Source organism: Streptomyces sp. NPDC031064, assembly GCF_055570965.1.
Genome location: NZ_JBVIGF010000002.1, coordinates 1 through 16,323 on the forward strand (window position 1 = coordinate 1; position 16,323 = coordinate 16,323).

A 16,323-nucleotide genomic window follows, 5' to 3' on the forward strand; every position below is an offset into this window, starting at 1 on the left:
AAGGCCGCCGAAGGCACCGACAACGTCCTCTACCCCATGAAGGACGCCCTCAAGGCCCGCGCCACCGTCGGCGAGGTCTGCAACGCCCTGCGCGAGGTGTGGGGGACGTACGTCCCGACGGACGCGTTCTAGTCCCATCCATTCCGCGATGCGGAACCCTGAGGCGGAGTGTCGTACCCCCGTGCGACACTCCGTCTCATGCTGGGTGTCACCGATCTGCCGACCTACCTCGCGGGCCTCGTCCTGATCATTCTGCTGCCGGGGCCGAATTCGCTGTACGTGCTGTCCGTCGCCGCCCGGCGCGGGATACGGGCGGGCTATGTCGCCGCGTCCGGCGTGTGGTGCGGCGACACGGTGCTGATGACGCTCTCGGCGGCCGGTGTCGCCTCCCTGCTCCAGGCGAACGCGCTGCTCTTCGGCATCGTGAAGTTCGCGGGCGCCGGCTATCTGACGTGGCTGGCCATCGGCATGCTGCGGGCCGCCTGGTCGATGTGGCGGACCCGGCGGGAGCGGGCCGCGGAGGAGCTCGGCGCCGCCGCCCCGGCGCCCGCCTCGGAACGGCCGTTCCGGCGCGCCTTCGTGATCAGCCTGCTGAACCCGAAGGCGATCCTGTTCTTCATCGCCTTCTTCGTCCAGTTCGTCGACCCGGCGTACCAGTACCCGGCGCTGTCCTTCGTGGTGCTCGGCACGCTCGCGCAGGTGGCGAGCGTCCTCTACCTCACGCTGCTGATATTCACCGGCACCCACCTCGCCGCCGCCTTCCGCCGCCGCAAGCGCCTGTCCGCCACGGCCACGTCGGCGGCGGGCGCGCTGTTCCTCGGGTTCGCGGTCAAGCTGTCGCTCAGCAGCACGGCGTGAGCGGCACGGCGTGAACGTCCTCGCTTGACCCTGACACCGTGTGAGGCCGTGTCGTAGGAGGCGTCATGTTCACCATCGGAGACTTCGCCAGACACGGCCGGGTGTCGGTCCGGATGCTGCGCCACTACGACGCCATCGGACTGCTGCGCCCCGCCCACGTCGATCCGTACAGCGGCTACCGCTTCTACGAAGCCGGTCAGCTCGCCAGGCTCAACCGGGTCATCGCGCTCAAGGACCTCGGCTTCACCCTCGACCAGGTGCGGTCGATCCTCGACGAACAGGTCGGGGCGGAGGAACTGCGCGGGATGCTGCGGTTGCGGCAGGCCGAGCTGGAATCGGCCATGAGCGAGGCGGCCACGCGGCTGGCGCAGGTCGCGGCGAGGCTCCGAGCCATCGAGAGCGAGGGACACATGTCCACACAGGACGTCGTCGTCAAGAGCGTTCCGGGGGTCCGGCTGGCCGAGCTGACCGGCATCGCCGCGGGCTTCGGCCCGGACGAGATCGGCCCGGTCATCACACCCCTCTACCAGGAGCTGTGCGCCCGGCTGGAGGCCGCCGGCGTCACCGGCTTCGGCCCGGGCATCGCCCACTACGAGGACGCCCCGGCGGGCGACGGCTCCATCGTCGTCCACGCCGGGATCACCCTCCCGGCCGGTGTCACCGCCGCGGACGTCCCCGACGTGGAGATCGTCGACCTGCCGGGCCTCGACCAGGCCGCGACGGTCGTCCACCGCGGCCCGATGGACGCCCTGCTGCCCACCATCCAGACCCTGGCCACCTGGATCGACACCAACGGCTACCGCTCGGCGGGCTACTCGCGCGAGCTGTACCTGGAGTGCCCGGAGGACCCGGCGAAGTGGGTGACCGAGATCCAGGAGCCGGTCGTCAGGACGCCCTGAGGAACGCGCGCTGAAGGAGGCGGGCCCGGCGGGCCAGGCGGCGGACCAGGGCGTTGCGGGGCACCGGGAGGCCGCCGGGGAGGCCGAGGACGGTGAGGCGGCGGCGCTTGAAGTAGCGGCGGGTCCCGGCGTCCTGGTGGGCGGACAGGTACCGTTCGGCCGCCGGGCGGAGGTCCGGGCGGACCTGGGGCTGCATCGCGAAGCCCACCGCCGCGACGAGACCGGCCAGGTCCTGGACCTGGCCGGTCTCACCGCTCTCCAGGTCCGGCAGCAGCGCGTCGGCGAGCGTCACCGGCACCCGGTTGCTGTTCTGGTACGGGGAGAGCCGCTCCAGCAGCGGGCCGGTGCCCAGGCGGGCGACCGGGACGCCGTAGAAGCGGGCCGCCGTGAACAGCCCGGTCGAGAAGCAGGCCACCACCAGCGCGGGCCGAAGCCGCCGGAAGAGGACCTCCGCGAGCACGGGCCGGTCGAGCAGCGTCAGTTCGGCGCCCAGGGCGGCAGCCTCCCGCTCCAGGGTCCGCGACCAGGACGCGGGCGCCACCGGGTGCGGTTTGAAGACCAGGTGCCGGTGCCCGCGCGCCACCGCGCCGCGCACCATCCGTACGTGCAGGGCCTCCTCATCGGCGGGGGAGAGGATGCCGAGGGCGGACAGGTACTGGCCGAGGAGCAGGGCAGCGCCTTCCGGCGCGTCCACGGGCTCGTCCAGCTCGTCCACCACCTTCGTGAACGCCTCCGTCGGCACCACCTCCGCCGCCGCCCCGAACTCCTCCAGCAGCAGCGGACGCAGCCCCGGCACCAGGTCCAGGTGGAGCAGCCGCCGCACCCGCTCGCCGACCAGCGGGTCCAGCTTGACGCGCGTCGGGCCGTAGCTCATCAGCCCGTCCGCGTACACGTCGATCGGGGCGTCCGGGAAGAGCTGCGCGACCGTGAGCGCGGGCGCCACCTGGAGCGACTCGACGACCAGCTCGACCGGTTCGTCCTCGCCCAGCCCCCACAGCAGCCGCAGGTACCGCTCCCACAGCGGTACGTCGTCCGCCCGGGGCGACCAGCCGGCCGGGTGGAACGGCGCGACGGTGTCGTTCCACGACAGCACGGAGTCGAAGCGGCCGCGCAGCCGCTCGAAGCCGGGCATCCGGTCCAGCGGGACGGCCGTCTCGGGTGTCGCCGCGTTGTTGGCCACCAGCAGCAGCCGGCGGTCGGCGGCCGCGAAGCAGCCGCTGTCCAGGGCGGCGGCGAGGGTGACGGCGCCGTAGAGGGTGGAGGCGTAGAAGAGCTGCGTGGTCATGCGGAGACCTCCACCGGGACGGAGCGGAGGACCGAGGAGGGGACCGGGCGGCGGCGCAGCCTGCGCAGCCTGGCCGCCCGCTCGGCGTCCATCGTGTCGAGGGCGTCGTTCAGTATCCGCTGCGGCATCCGTTTCAGGGCCGCCGCGCTCCATGTGCGCAATTTCCTCGCGACCGGCGCCTCGAACCGTTCCACCGACGCCAGATGGTGAGCGATGATCGCGCAGTAGGTGCGTACCGCTTTCGGCAGCAGCTTTTCCGCGTCCGGGTCCTCCGCCGTTTCCGTGAGTACCTGGTCGAAAGCGCGGATGAAATCGAGCTGTCGAATGTCGCCGATTTGTGTGAGGGACGAGGAGACCCCGCGCCGGTAGAAGACGCCGAGCGTGCCGATCGCCGCGAAGGAATCCGCCTCCCGGTGCAGCCGCCATATCCACGGCCGGTCCTCGGCGGTGCGCAGCCCGTCGGTGAACCGCAGCAGCCCCCGGTCGGCGAGCCGCCGGTGGTACATCCCCGCCCAGGCGTACGGGTAGTCGACGGAGGTGGACCGCTCGGCCGGCAGGATCGCGTCGCGCGGCCGCAGCACCACCCCGCGCCGGCCCACCGGAACCCGGTGCACCGTCCGGGTCCTGGCCGTGCAGCGGACGTGGTCCGTGCGCACGAAGTCGCAGCCCAGTTCCTCGATCGCGGCCAGCACCCGGGCGAAATGGCCGGGTGCCAGCCAGTCGTCGCCGTCGAGGAACGCCAGGTACTCGCCCCGGGCCGCGTCGATGCCGGTGTTGCGGGCGGTGGCCAGCCCGCCGTTGCGGTCATGGGTGAGCAGCACCGCCCCGGGCAGTTCGCGCGCCGCCCGCGCGAGGAGCTCGGGAGTCCCGTCCGTCGAACAATCGTCGACGAGCAGGAATTCGAAGTCCTCGCGGGCGTTGGCGCGCAGGCTCATCAGGGTGTCGGGGGCATATGTCTGCACGTTGTAGAACGGCACGACGACGGAGAGCTTGACCACCCGCGAGACGCTAGGCCCACCTGCCGTCATTCGGCCTGACCGGAAAAGGGATGCGCGGTGAACACTGAGCGGCGCGCCCCTTAACCGGATTGCCGCCGGATTGCCGCCGGCCGCTGTTCACCGTTTGTTGCGGCCGAGTTGGGCCGGGCCGGCCGTACGCCTTTCTAACGTCTCCGGCGTGCCATCACGCAACCGTGAAGCGGTGCGGATCGCGGTACTCGCGGATTCCGACACCCGATGGAAATGGGGCGCCCTGACGGCGCGTCGCATCAGCCCGCCGGTCAGCCGGGTGACCGGCTTCGTGCTGCGCGGCCGGGCCACCCCGACCACACGCCAGCTCGCCGAGGTCGGCGCGGACGTGGCCGCCCCGCGGGAGGTGACGGGGGCGGAGTTCCTCCGCGCGGTGCGGGACGAGGCGTACGACGTCGTCGTCCTCGCGCTCGTCGGCGGCACCGTCCAGGCGATGCTGCACGGCCTGGCCGGGATGGCGCTGCCGCGCCGCCCGGTGGTCGTCACCGGCTACGTCGGCGTCGTGTACGAGAAGCTCGCCGACGGGCTGCTGCTGCGGCACGGGGCCGATGTGGTGCTCGCCAACTCCCGCCACGACGCCCGGCGGTTCCGCGAGGTCTACGAGGGCGTCGGCGCCGACGCCTCGGCGGTGGTGGAGGCGGCGCTGCCGTTCCTCGGCGGGGCCCGGTACGCGCCGGCTCCCGGCCGTGACACGGTCGTGTTCGCCGCCCAGCCGTCCGTACCCGCGTCCCGGACCGACCGTGCCTACCTGCTGCGCCGGCTGGTCGAGCACGCCCGGCTGCACCCGCACCGCGAGGTCCTGCTGAAGCTGCGCTCCAAGCCGGGCGAGCACACCACGCACGTGGAGGAGCACCCGTACCAGAAGCTCGCCCGGGGTCCGCTGCCGCCCAACGTCCGGCTGGTCCACGGCCACATGGGCGAGGTGCTCGACCGCACCGACCTGCTGGTCACCGTCTCCTCGACGGCGGCCCTGGAGGCCCTGCACCGGGGCGTGCCCACGGCGGTCCTCACCGACCTGGGCGTACGCGAGGCGCTCGGCAACCACCACTTCATCGGCTCGGGGCTGCTGACCTCCTGGGACCGGCTGGACGGCGGCCACCGCCCCCGGCCGGACGCCCGCTGGCTGGCCGACCAGGGCGTGGCGCCGGACGGCTCGTACGCCACGGCCTTCGACGCGGCCCGCGCCCGGGTGCTCGACCTGCTGGCCGCGCCCGCGCTGCCGCCGATCGCCCCGTACTACACGCCCGCGACCGCCCCCGGCTACCTGCCGGGCGTGCTGGGCCGCCACCGCCTGGACGCCACCGAGCCGTCCGCCACGAGCCCGGTACGGCGCGTGCTGCGCGAGGCGGCCCGCGGCGTCTACCGCCACGGGGTGCAGCGCGTGGCCCCGGTGATCCGCCGCCTGGGGGAGCTGTGACGACCCGCCCAACGCCCCCGCCGCACCCGACCGCCCCGCCGCACCCGACCGCCCCGGCGCCCACGGACTCCACCGCGCCCACGGACTGCACCGCGCCCACGAGCGCGGTGGCGCCCGCGAGCGCGGTGGCGCCCGCGAGCGCGGTGGCGCCCACGAGCGCGGCTGCGCCCACGAGCGCGGTGGCGCCCACGAGCGCGGTGGCGTCCATGAGGGACGCCGCGCGCCCGGCGCCCACCGCCCGTCCGGCTCGTCCCACCCGTCCGGCTCATGCCACCGTCCTCGCCGTCATACCCGCCCGGGGCGGCTCCAAGGGCGTACCCGCCAAGAACCTCGCACCCGTCGGCGGCATACCCCTGGTCGCCCGAGCCGTCCGTGCCTGCCTGGGCGCCCGGCACGTGACGGACGTGGTCGTCTCGACGGACGACCCCGCCATCGCGGACACCGCCCGCGCGGCCGGCGCCGAGGCGGTCCACCGCCCGGCCGCCCTCTCCGGCGACACGGCGACCAGCGAGTCGGCCGTCCTGCACGCCATGGACGCCTTCGAGGCCCTGCACGCCCGGCCGGTGGACGCCGTCCTGCTCGTCCAGTGCACCAGCCCGTTCGTGACGCCCGGGGACGTCGACGGCGTCGCCGCCCGGGTCCTGGAGCAGGGCGCCGACACGGCCCTGACGGTCGCCCCGTCGCACGGCTTCCTGTGGCGGGACGAGGACGACGCCCACGGGGTGAACCACGACAAGGCCCACCGCCCCCGGCGCCAGGAGCGGGAGCCCGAGTACCTGGAGACGGGCGCTGCGTACGGCATGGACGCCCGGGGCTTCCGTACCCACCGCCACCGCTTCTTCGGCCGCACCGCGCTCGTCGTCACCGACCCCGCCCGCGTCCTGGAGGTCGACGACCCGCACGACCTCGCCCGCGCCCGCGCGCTCGCGCCCCTCCTCGACGAGCCCGTCACGCCCGGGCGGGCGGACGTCGACGCCGTCGTCCTGGACTTCGACGGCACCCAGACCGACGACCGGGTGCTCGTCGACGCCGACGGGCGCGAACTCGTCGCCGTACACCGGGGCGACGGCCTCGGCGTCGCCGCGCTGCGCCGCGCCGGCGTCCACCTGCTGATCCTCTCCAGCGAACGCAACCCCGTCGTCGCCGCCCGCGCCCGCAAGCTCGCCGTCCCCGTCCTGCACGGCATCGAGCGCAAGGACCTGGCGCTCAAGCAGTGGTGCGACGACCACGCCATCGACCCCCAGCGGGTGCTCTACGCCGGCAACGACGTCAACGACCTGCCCTGCTTCGGGCTCGTCGGCTGGCCCGTCGCCGTCGCGAGCGCCCATGACTCCGTACGGGCCGCCGCCCGGGCCGTCACCACCACGCCCGGCGGCGCCGGGGCGATCCGCGAGATCGCGGCCTGGCTCCTCGGCCCGACCCTGCACACCCCCGCAACGTAAGGAACAGCAACGATGAACCGCCTCCGCACCCTCGGCCGCAAGACCGCCGGCCCCGGCGAGCCCGTCTACGTCACCGGCGAGATCGGCATCAACCACAACGGCGACCTGGACAAGGCCATCGCCCTCATCGACGCCGCCGCCGACGCGGGCTGCGACGCCGTGAAGTTCCAGAAGCGCACCCCCGAGATCTGCACGCCGCGCGACCAGTGGGACGTCGAGCGCGACACGCCCTGGGGCCGGATGACGTACATCGACTACCGCCACCGGGTGGAGTTCGGCGAGGACGAGTACCGCGCCATCGACGAGCACTGCCGCGAGCGCGGCATCGACTGGTTCGCCTCCCCGTGGGACACCGAGGCCGTGGCGTTCCTGGAGAAGTTCGACCTGCCCGCCCACAAGGTCGCCTCAGCGTCCCTCACCGACGACGAGCTGCTGCGCACCCTGCGCGCCACCGGCCGCACGGTCATCCTGTCCACCGGTATGTCGACCCCGCGGCAGATCCGCCACGCCGTGGAGGTCCTGGGCAGCGACAACATCCTGCTGTGCCACGCCACCTCCACGTACCCGGCGAAGGCGGAGGAGCTGAATCTGCGCGTGATCCAGTCCCTGATGCGGGACTACCCCAACATCCCCATCGGCTACAGCGGCCACGAGACCGGCCTGCAGACCACGCTCGCGGCCGTCGCGCTCGGCGCCTGCTTCGTCGAGCGCCACATCACCCTCGACCGCGCCATGTGGGGCTCCGACCAGGCCGCCTCCGTCGAGCCGGGCGGCCTCGCGCGCCTCGTGCGCGACATCCGCACCATCGAGACCGCGCTCGGCGACGGCGTCAAGAAGGTGTACGAGTCGGAGCTCGGCCCCATGAAGAAGCTCCGCCGCGTCCAGGCCACGGACGCGGCCACGAACCCGGTCCCAGCCCCGGCCACGGACCCGGCCCAGGTCCCCGTCCCGGCCACGGTATGACCGCGCCGCCGATGAGCACGCCGCCGATGACCACGCCGTCGCACCTGGCCTTCGTCGAGAGCCCCGTCCAGCTCCTGAACGTCCTGGAGTGGGCCCACCACGCCGGCCGGCCGGACCTCCTCGTCATCGTCCTGTCGCCCACCGACCCGATGTCGCGCGGCCAACTGCGCCGCATGGCCCAGCTCGCCCGCGACGAGGGGTTCGCGGTCCGCTGGCAGGAGGCGCGGGGCCGCCGGGGCGCGCTGCCGAGGGCGCTGCGCGACCTGGCGCCCGCCCTGCTGCGCGCCGAGCGGGTGCTCATCGGCGATCCGTTCTCCCGCTACGTCCAGCTCCTGCTGACGCTGTTCGGGCCGCGCGCCCTCACGGTCGTCGACGACGGCACGGCCACCATGGAGTTCGCCGCCCAGCTCGCCCGGGGCGAACGGCTCGTGCGCTGGCACCGGCGCGGCCGGGGCCGGGGCCCGCGCGAACTGGCCCTCGCGCCGGTCACCGCCCTGGCCCGCCGCCGCCTCGCACCGGGGCGCGGCCGCACGGTCGAGATCTTCACCGCCCTGCCGGTCGAGGGGCCCGAGGGCGCCACGGTCACCACGAACCGTTTCGCGTGGACCCGCGCCCGGTTCGGCCCGCCCCGGCTGACGGGGGGAGCGGACCTGGTGGGCACCTCGCTGGTGGAGACGGGCGTGGTGGACCCCGACCGGTACACCGGGGCCGTCGCCGCGCTGGCCGCCGCCCACGGCGCCACGCGCTACTTCGCGCACCGCCGCGAGGGCGTGGAGAAGCTGCACCGGATAGCGGTGGAGACGGGCCTGGAGATCGTCCGGCCGGACCTGCCGCTGGAGCTGATCGCCCGGCGCGGCCCGATCGGCCGTACGGTGCTGAGCTTCCCGTCCACGGTCGTGCACACCCTCCCGGCGGCCCTGGTGGGCACCGGCGTGACCATCACGGTGTGCGGGATAGCACCCGAGTGGCTGCGCGAGACCGCCTCGCCGCGCGCCCAGGGCTTCCTGGCCGGCGTGGCGGAGTCGGCACGGTCGGCGCACGGCCTGTCGCTCACGGGAGCGTAGGACCCGTACGCCCGCGGAGGTGATCACGAACGCGAACACCGATCCGAACGCGACCGAGAAAGATCGACAAAGGCCCGAAAACGCGTGAGCTTACCCACTTCGTCGTGCCCTCAAGCCCGCTGCGCAGGGATTCTTTCCCCTATCGGGCTGAAGTTTTGTAGATCACACGTTAGTTGAGGTCGAAACACGCCTACCCTGTCATGGGTGAACAAGGTGATGTCCCGCGACCCCGAAACAGACGTTCCCGGCGAAACGCCCCTGCTCGGCGCGCTGCCCGAGAGCCTGCGCGCCGAGTTGATCGCGTTCCGCCGGGATGTGCACATGCACCCCGAGCTGGGCTTCCAGGAGTTCCGCACCACCGCGGCGATCAAGACGCGCCTCGAAGCGGCCGGGCTCAGCCCCCGGGTCCTGCCAGGCGGCACGGGACTGACCTGTGACATCGGTACGTGGGACGGCGTACGCCCCATGCTGGCGATCCGCGCCGACATCGACGCGCTGCCCATCCCGGACACCAAGACGGACGTCCCGTACCGCTCCACCGTCCCGGACCGGGCCCACGCCTGCGGCCACGACGTGCACACCACCGTCGTCCTCGGGGCCGGCCTGGTGCTGGCGGACCTGGCCCGCGAGGGCCTGCTCCCCAACGCCGTGCGCCTGATCTTCCAGCCCGCCGAGGAGGTCATGCCGGGCGGCGCGATCACCGCCATCGACGCCGGCGTCCTGGACGGCGTGGGCCGGATCATCGCCGTGCACTGCGACCCGCGCGTCGACGTGGGCCGCATCGGGCTGCGCACCGGGGCGATCACCTCCGCCTGCGACCGCCTGGAGGTCACCCTCGACGGGCCCGGCGGCCACACCGCGCGCCCGCACCTGACGACCGACATGGTCACCGCGGCGGCTCGGGTCGCGGTCGACGCGCCCGCGCTGCTGGCCCGCCGGATCGACACCCGTTCCGGGCTGGTCCTGACCTGGGGCCGCATCGAGGCGGGGCACGCGCCCAACGTCATCCCGCAGCGCGCCGAGCTGGGCGGCACCGTCCGCTGCCTGGACCTGGACGCCTGGCGGCACGCTCCCGACCAGGTGTACGCGGCGATCGACGAGATCGCGACGCTGCACGGCGCCAAGTGCCAGATCGAGTACGTCCGGGGTGTCCCGCCGGTGGTCAACGACGCGTCCGTCGCGCAGCTCCTGCACGACGCGATGGCGTCGCGGTGCGGCGCGTACGCGATCGAGGACACCGAGCAGAGCCTCGGCGGCGAGGACTTCTCCTGGTACATGGAGCACGTGCCCGGCGCGATGGCCCGCCTGGGCGTCCGCCGGCCGGGTGATACGGCCCGGCTCGACCTGCACCGGGGCAACTTCGACGTCGACGAGCGGGCCATCCAGGTCGGCGTCGAGCTCTTCACCGCCGCGGCCCTCATCGACGGCGGCCTCTGACCCCTCTCGCAGCGGACGTGGCCCGCCTGTTCGGGCGGGCCCGACCGTCCATTTCCGGTCACCAACCGGGTGTGCGCCACTACGCCTCGTGGCAGTATCCAAAAGGCCGCCCGCTGTTCGCGTCGATCTGATAACGGCTACCGAACAGGCCTTTACCTGACATCTACGCGCGTTACGATCGCCGCGAAACCAGCGCCGGAAGAGGCGCTTAGGTCAGGTCGAAGGAGCCTCCCTTGCGCCGGATCACCAGGATCGCAACTGTGGGCGTCGCATCCGCGGCACTCGCGCTCAGCGCCACCGCGTGTGGCGGAAAGTCGTCGGACAGCGCCGGCGACGGCGAAGCCAAGGCAGCCATCGCGTACGACATCGGTGGCCGTGGCGACCAGTCGTTCAACGATGCCGCGTTCGCGGGCCTGGAGAAGGCCGAGAAGGACCTCGGCATCAAGGGCACCGAGGCGGAGCCCAGCGAGGGCGAGGGCGACCCGGACAAGGTCCAGCGCCTGACCGAGCTGGCCCGTGCCGGCAACAACCCCGTCATCGGCGTCGGGTTCGCGTACGCGCCCGCCATCGCCGAGGTCGCGCCGAAGTTCCCGAAGACCACCTTCGGCCTGATCGACGACACCTCGAAGACCGGCAAGAACATCGCCAACCTGGTCTTCAACGAGGAGCAGGGCTCCTACCTGGCCGGTGTCGCCGCCGCCAAGGTGACCAAGTCCAACACCGTCGGCTTCATCGGCGGCGTCGAGACCCCGCTGATCAAGAAGTTCGAGGCGGGCTTCGTCCAGGGCGTCAAGGACACCAACAAGAACGTCAACGTCAAGGTCCAGTACCTGACGCAGCCGCCGGACTTCGGTGGCTTCTCCAAGCCGGACCTGGGCAAGGCCGCCGCCGAGGGCCAGCTCGACGCGGGCGCCGACGTCATCTACGCCGCCGCCGGTCTCGCCGGCTCGGGCTCCATCGAGGCCGCCGCCAAGGCCAAGAAGTGGGCCATCGGCGTCGACTCCGACCAGTACAACCAGAAGGGCCTGGCGCCCTACAAGGAGTACATCCTCACCTCGGTGACCAAGGACGTCTCCGACTCCGTCTACAACCTGATCAAGTCGGTCAAGGACGGCAAGCCGCAGTCCGGTGAGGTCCGTTACGGCCTCGACAAGGACGGCGTGGGCCTGGCCACCTCCAACCCGGCCTACACCAAGCTGACCGACGTGACCGCCGCGGTGAACAAGGCCAAGGCCGACATCGTCGCCGGCAAGATCAAGGTCAAGACCGCTCCGTAACCGCGCGGCCGGGACGTTGGTCCGCGGGTCCGGAGAGGGCGGCGAAGGCCGCCCCTCCGGACCCGGACCATGTTCCCCCGGGTTTTTCCCCTTCGCTGTCGCTACGCGCGTAGAGCCCCGCCCGGCGCGATAACTTCGGCACCTGCCCACCAGCCCTCCCGCTCCTCAAAGCTCCTTTCCCGCCAAGGAGAGTGCGTCATCAACGCGTCCAGCCCGTCATCGCCGCCGGCTGCGTCGGCCGCTGCCGCCGTAGAACTGCGCGGCATCACCAAGCGCTTCCCCGGCGTCGTCGCCAACCACGACATCGACATCACCATCCGCAAGGGGACCGTCCACGCCCTCATCGGTGAGAACGGGGCCGGCAAGTCGACCCTGATGAAGATCCTCTACGGCATGCAGAAGCCGGACGAGGGCACCATCACCATCGACGGCAAGCAGGTCTCCTTCTCCAGCCCCGCCGACGCCATCGCCATCGGCATCGGCATGGTCCACCAGCACTTCATGCTGGCCGACAACCTCACGGTGCTGGAGAACGTCGTCCTCGGCAGCGAGAAGCTGTACGGCATCGGCGCCAAGGCCCGTAAGAAGATCAAGGAGATCTCGGACGCGTACGGGCTGAACATCCGCCCGGACGCCCTCGTCGAGCAGCTCGGCGTCGCCGACCGCCAGCGCGTGGAGATCCTCAAGGTCCTCTACCGGGGCGCCCGCACCCTCATCCTGGACGAGCCGACCGCCGTGCTCGTGCCCCAGGAGGTCGACGCGCTCTTCGCCAACCTGCGGGAGCTGAAGGCCGAGGGCCTGACCGTCATCTTCATCTCGCACAAGCTGGGCGAGGTGCTGTCCGTCGCCGACGACATCACCGTCATCCGGCGCGGCACGACCGTCGGCACCGCCGACCCGCGCACGGCCACCACCAAGCAGCTCGCCGAGCTGATGGTCGGCGCCGAACTGCCGTCGCCCGAGACGCGCGAGTCGACCGTCACCGACGTACCGATGCTGAAGGTCGACGACCTGCGGCTCACCGAGACCGACCCCGACGGCATCGTCCGCGAGGTCCTGGCGGGCATCGGCTTCACCATCCACAAGGGCGAGGTCATGGGCATCGCCGGTGTGGAGGGCAACGGCCAGACCGAGCTGATCGAGGCCCTCATCGGCCTGCGCGACCCCGACGGGGGCGTCATCACCCTCGACGGCGCCGACATCTCCCACGCGCCGACCCGCAAGCGCCGCGAGGGCGGCATCGGCTACATCCCCGAGGACCGCCACCGCCACGGCCTGCTGCTGGAGTCCCCGCTGTGGGAGAACCGCATCCTCGGCCACGTCACCGAGGCGCCCAACAGCAAGCGCGGCATCCTCGACCTGAAGGCCGCCCGCAAGGACACCGAGCGCATCGTGCGCGAGTACGACGTCCGCACGCCCGGCATCGAGGTCACCGCGGCCTCCCTCTCCGGCGGCAACCAGCAGAAGCTGATCGTCGGCCGCGAGATGAGCCACGCACCCAAGCTGCTGATCGCCGCCCACCCCACCCGTGGTGTGGACGTCGGCGCACAGGCGCAGATCTGGGACCAGATCCGCGCGGCCCGCCGCGAGGGCCTGGCGGTGCTGCTGATCTCCGCCGACCTGGACGAGCTGATCGGGCTCTCCGACACCCTGCGGGTGATGTACCGGGGCCGGCTGGTCGCGGACGCCGACCCCGCCACGATCACCCCGGAGGAGCTGGGCTCGGCCATGACCGGCGCCGCGACCGGCCACCTCGAGCATCACGACGAGAACGCGAACGGTGAGGGCCGATGAAGAAGTTCGACAAGGACCGGCTGATCCTGGGCCTCGCCGGCCCGGTGCTCGCCCTGGTCGTGGCCTTCCTGCTCACCTCGGTGGTGCTGCTGGTCTCGGACCGCGACCCGTTCGAGCCGTACCGGATCATGTTCAGCAGCCTGGAGTTCACCGACATCCAGGTCCTGATCCTCAACCAGACCGGCACGTACTACCTCGCCGCGCTGGCGGTCGCCATCGGCTTCCGGATGAACCTGTTCAACATCGGTGTGGACGGCCAGTACCGCCTCGCGGTGATGCTCGCCGCCGTCGTCGGTGCCGCGGTCGAGCTGCCCGGTCCGCTCCACATCCTGCTGATCGTCCTCGTCGCGATGCTCGTCGGCGCCCTGTGGGCCGGCATCGCGGGCGTCCTGAAGACCACCCGCGGCGTCAGCGAGGTCGTCTCCACGATCATGCTGAACGCCATCGCCACCAGCCTGATCGCCTGGATGATCCTGCCCGCCAACCTCGGCGTGCAGCCGCCCGGCTCCAACGACCTCACCACCGGTGAGATCGCCGAATCCGGCTGGATGCCCGGCCTGGACGTGGACGGCGGCACCATCTACGGCTTCACCTTCGTCGCCTTCGCGCTCGGCGTCGTCTACTGGTTCGTCCTCAACCGCACCCGCTTCGGCTTCGACCTGCGCGCCACCGGTGCCAGCGGCTCGGCCGCCCAGGCGAGCGGCGTGGACGCCAAGCGGATGGTGCTGACCGCCATGCTGATCTCCGGAGCGGTCGCCGGTCTCGCCGGCATGCCGATGCTGCTCGGCCAGACCCACACGTACAGCCTGAGCTTCCCCGTCGGCGTCGGCTTCACGGGCATCACCATCGCGCTGCTCGGCCGCAACAGCCCGGTCGGCATCTTCTTCGCCGCGCTGCTCATCGCCTTCCTGGACAAGGCGTCCGCGTCGCTGGACCAGTACGGCTTCGAGAAGGAGATCGCCACGATCATGCAGGGCCTGATCGTGATCTCCGTGGTCGTGGCCTACGAACTCGTCCGGCAGTACGGGCTGCGCCGTCAGCAGCAGAAGGTCGGCGAAGAGCTTGCCGCCCAGGCCCGCAACAAGAAGGAGGCAGTGGCCTCGTGAGCGACGTACGCGCGGCCGCCGGGCCGCAGACGACAACGAAGGCCGCGCCTCTGCGCCGCGCGGGCGGAGAAGCGAACGATGTGAGGGCAGTATGAGCGAGTCCACGAGCACTGTTACGGCCGCGGCTGCCGCGCCCAAGAAGGGCGGCGGACGCCGCAAGCTGTCCCTGCCCGTCGTGCTGCTGATCATCGCGGGCGGCCTGGCGTTGTTCTCGCTGGTCCGCATGATCAGCGGCGCCAACGACCTCACCTCCGTGGGCCAGGTCTCCGGCGCCCTCCAGTTGGCCGTGCCCATCGGCCTCGCGGGCCTCGGCGGCCTGTGGTCGGAGCGGGCCGGCGTGGTCAACATCGGCCTCGAAGGCATGATGATCATCGGCACCTGGTTCGGTGCCTGGGCGGGCTACCAGTGGGGCCCGTGGACCGGTGTCCTGCTGGGCATCGTCGGCGGCGCGCTCGGCGGTCTGCTGCACGCCCTCATGACGGTCACCTTCAACGTCAACCACATCGTCTCCGGTGTGGCGATCACCATCCTGGCCACCGGCGCCACCCGCTACCTGTCGAACTTCACGTTCGCCGAGGCCCCCGGCGGCTCCTCCAAGCAGTCGCCGCGCATCGACCGGGTCACCGACATCACCATCCCCGGGCTGTCGGACGGACTGGCCGACCTCCAGGCCAAGCACTGGTTCTTCGTCTCCGACCTGGCGGGCGTGCTGGGCGGCCTGGTGACCAACCTGTCGCTGCTGACCGTCGTCGCGCTGCTGCTGATCCCCGGCACCTGGTGGGTCCTGTGGCGCACCGGCTTTGGTCTGCGGCTGCGCTCCTGCGGTGAGAACCCGGTCGCCGCCGAGTCCCTCGGCGTCAACGTCTACAAGTACAAGTACATCGCCGTGACCGTCTCCGGTGCCCTCGCGGGCCTGGGCGGTGCCTTCCTGGCGATCGTCTCCACCGGCATCTACCAGGAGGGCCAGACCGGCGGCCGCGGTTACATCGGTCTCGCCGCGATGATCTTCGGTAACTGGATGCCGGGCGGCATGGCGCTCGGCGCCGGACTCTTCGGCTTCACCGACAGCCTCAAGCTGCGCGGCGGCGCCGAGAACGTCCACGCGATGCTCCTGCTGCTGGCGATCCTGCTGGTCGCGCTGGTCATCTGGCAGCTCTACAAGAAGAAGTACCTCAACGCGGTCATCGCCGCCGCCGTCTCCGCGCTGCTCTTCGTCTGGTACGTGGGCACCGACAAGCTGCCCAGCCAGTTCGTGGACGCCGCGCCCTACGTCACCACCCTGCTGGTGCTCGCGCTCTCCGCGCAGCGGCTGCGCATGCCCAAGGCTGACGGCATGCCGTACAAGAGGGGCCAGGGCAAGTGACGGACGACGCCTGGGAGGCCCTGCGAGACGCCGCCCGGGAGGCCATGGCGCACGCGTACGCCCCGTATTCGGGGTACGCCGTGGGCGCGGCCGCCCTCGTCGACGACGGGCGCACGGTCACCGGGTGCAACGTGGAGAACGCCTCGTACGGCATCGGCCTGTGCGCCGAGTGCGGGCTGGTCTCCCAGCTCCAGGCCACGGGCGGCGGCCGGCTCACGCACTTCGTGTGCGTGGACGGGCGCGGCCAGGTGCTGGTGCCGTGCGGCCGCTGCCGGCAACTGCTGTACGAGTTCGGCGGCGACGAATTGCTGCTGGACACCCCTGGCGGGGTGCTCACCCTCGGCGAGATGCTCCCGCAGGCCTTCGGCCCGCAGCACCTGACATAAGAAC

15 protein-coding genes are annotated in these 16,323 nt (G+C 71.9%); 13 read left to right on the plus strand and 2 right to left on the minus strand.

The window, feature by feature from the left end:
• The 3 genes from ACZ46W_RS06720 to ACZ46W_RS06730 form a co-directional block, all read left to right on the plus strand.
• On the plus strand, positions 1-132 hold a 132-nt coding region (locus tag ACZ46W_RS06720), incomplete at its 5' end, for a methylmalonyl-CoA mutase family protein (protein WP_468334649.1).
• Between the two features lie 66 nt (positions 133-198).
• Positions 199-858: a leucine efflux protein LeuE gene (gene leuE, locus ACZ46W_RS06725; RefSeq protein ID WP_468332511.1), complete on the plus strand. Its 660-nt coding sequence runs from the start codon at positions 199-201 to the stop codon at positions 856-858.
• A gap of 65 nt (positions 859-923) precedes the next feature.
• The gene (locus ACZ46W_RS06730) at positions 924-1,757 is read left to right on the plus strand and encodes a MerR family transcriptional regulator (protein WP_468332514.1); all 834 of its coding nucleotides are present in this window, start codon (positions 924-926) and stop codon (positions 1,755-1,757) included.
• Here ACZ46W_RS06730 and ACZ46W_RS06735 read toward each other — a convergent pair.
• A complete protein-coding gene (locus ACZ46W_RS06735) occupies positions 1,744-3,042 on the minus strand; it encodes a polysialyltransferase family glycosyltransferase (protein WP_468332517.1) in 1,299 nt (432 codons plus the stop codon). The two genes, ACZ46W_RS06730 and ACZ46W_RS06735, sit on opposite strands and share 14 nt — an antisense overlap.
• Positions 3,039-4,040 carry a glycosyltransferase family 2 protein gene (locus tag ACZ46W_RS06740; protein WP_468332520.1) on the minus strand — a complete coding sequence of 334 codons (1,002 nt, stop codon included), beginning with the start codon at positions 4,038-4,040 and terminating at the stop codon, positions 3,039-3,041. The genes ACZ46W_RS06735 and ACZ46W_RS06740 overlap by 4 nt, the downstream gene beginning before the upstream one ends.
• A gap of 178 nt (positions 4,041-4,218) precedes the next feature.
• On the opposite strand from ACZ46W_RS06740, the gene ACZ46W_RS06745 reads away from it, so the two are divergent.
• The 10 genes from ACZ46W_RS06745 to ACZ46W_RS06790 all read left to right on the plus strand — a co-directional run bounded on the left by ACZ46W_RS06745 (position 4,219) and on the right by ACZ46W_RS06790 (position 16,319).
• Positions 4,219-5,487, plus strand: a complete 1,269-nt coding sequence (locus ACZ46W_RS06745; protein WP_468332523.1) for a DUF6716 putative glycosyltransferase — start codon at positions 4,219-4,221, stop codon at positions 5,485-5,487.
• A 206-nt stretch (positions 5,488-5,693) separates the two neighbouring features.
• Positions 5,694-6,929, plus strand: a complete 1,236-nt coding sequence (locus tag ACZ46W_RS06750) for a cytidylyltransferase domain-containing protein (RefSeq protein ID WP_468334652.1) — start codon at positions 5,694-5,696, stop codon at positions 6,927-6,929.
• A 12-nt stretch (positions 6,930-6,941) separates the two neighbouring features.
• Positions 6,942-7,892, plus strand: a complete 951-nt coding sequence (locus tag ACZ46W_RS06755) for an N-acetylneuraminate synthase family protein (protein ID WP_468332526.1) — start codon at positions 6,942-6,944, stop codon at positions 7,890-7,892.
• 26 nt (positions 7,893-7,918) lie between these two features.
• Positions 7,919-8,956, plus strand: a complete 1,038-nt coding sequence (locus tag ACZ46W_RS06760) for a hypothetical protein (protein WP_468332529.1) — start codon at positions 7,919-7,921, stop codon at positions 8,954-8,956.
• Between the two features lie 216 nt (positions 8,957-9,172).
• On the plus strand, positions 9,173-10,393 hold the full coding sequence (locus tag ACZ46W_RS06765; RefSeq protein WP_468334655.1) for an amidohydrolase: 1,221 nt from the start codon (positions 9,173-9,175) through the stop codon (positions 10,391-10,393).
• 233 nt (positions 10,394-10,626) lie between these two features.
• Positions 10,627-11,670 (plus strand): BMP family lipoprotein, encoded by a 1,044-nt coding sequence (locus tag ACZ46W_RS06770; protein WP_468332532.1) that lies wholly within the window; start codon positions 10,627-10,629, stop codon positions 11,668-11,670.
• A gap of 255 nt (positions 11,671-11,925) precedes the next feature.
• Entirely contained in the window at positions 11,926-13,464 is a 1,539-nt protein-coding gene (locus ACZ46W_RS06775; protein WP_468334658.1) for an ABC transporter ATP-binding protein, read from the plus strand.
• Positions 13,461-14,570, plus strand: coding sequence for an ABC transporter permease (locus ACZ46W_RS06780; RefSeq protein ID WP_468332535.1), 1,110 nt, complete (start codon positions 13,461-13,463; stop codon positions 14,568-14,570). Before ACZ46W_RS06775 ends, ACZ46W_RS06780 begins: the two co-directional genes overlap by 4 nt.
• 91 nt (positions 14,571-14,661) lie before the next feature.
• A complete protein-coding gene (locus tag ACZ46W_RS06785) occupies positions 14,662-15,933 on the plus strand; it encodes an ABC transporter permease (protein WP_468332539.1) in 1,272 nt (423 codons plus the stop codon).
• Positions 15,930-16,319 carry a cytidine deaminase gene (locus tag ACZ46W_RS06790; protein WP_468332542.1) on the plus strand — a complete coding sequence of 130 codons (390 nt, stop codon included), beginning with the start codon at positions 15,930-15,932 and terminating at the stop codon, positions 16,317-16,319. The genes ACZ46W_RS06785 and ACZ46W_RS06790 overlap by 4 nt, the downstream gene beginning before the upstream one ends.
• Positions 16,320-16,323: the final 4 nt, after the last annotated feature.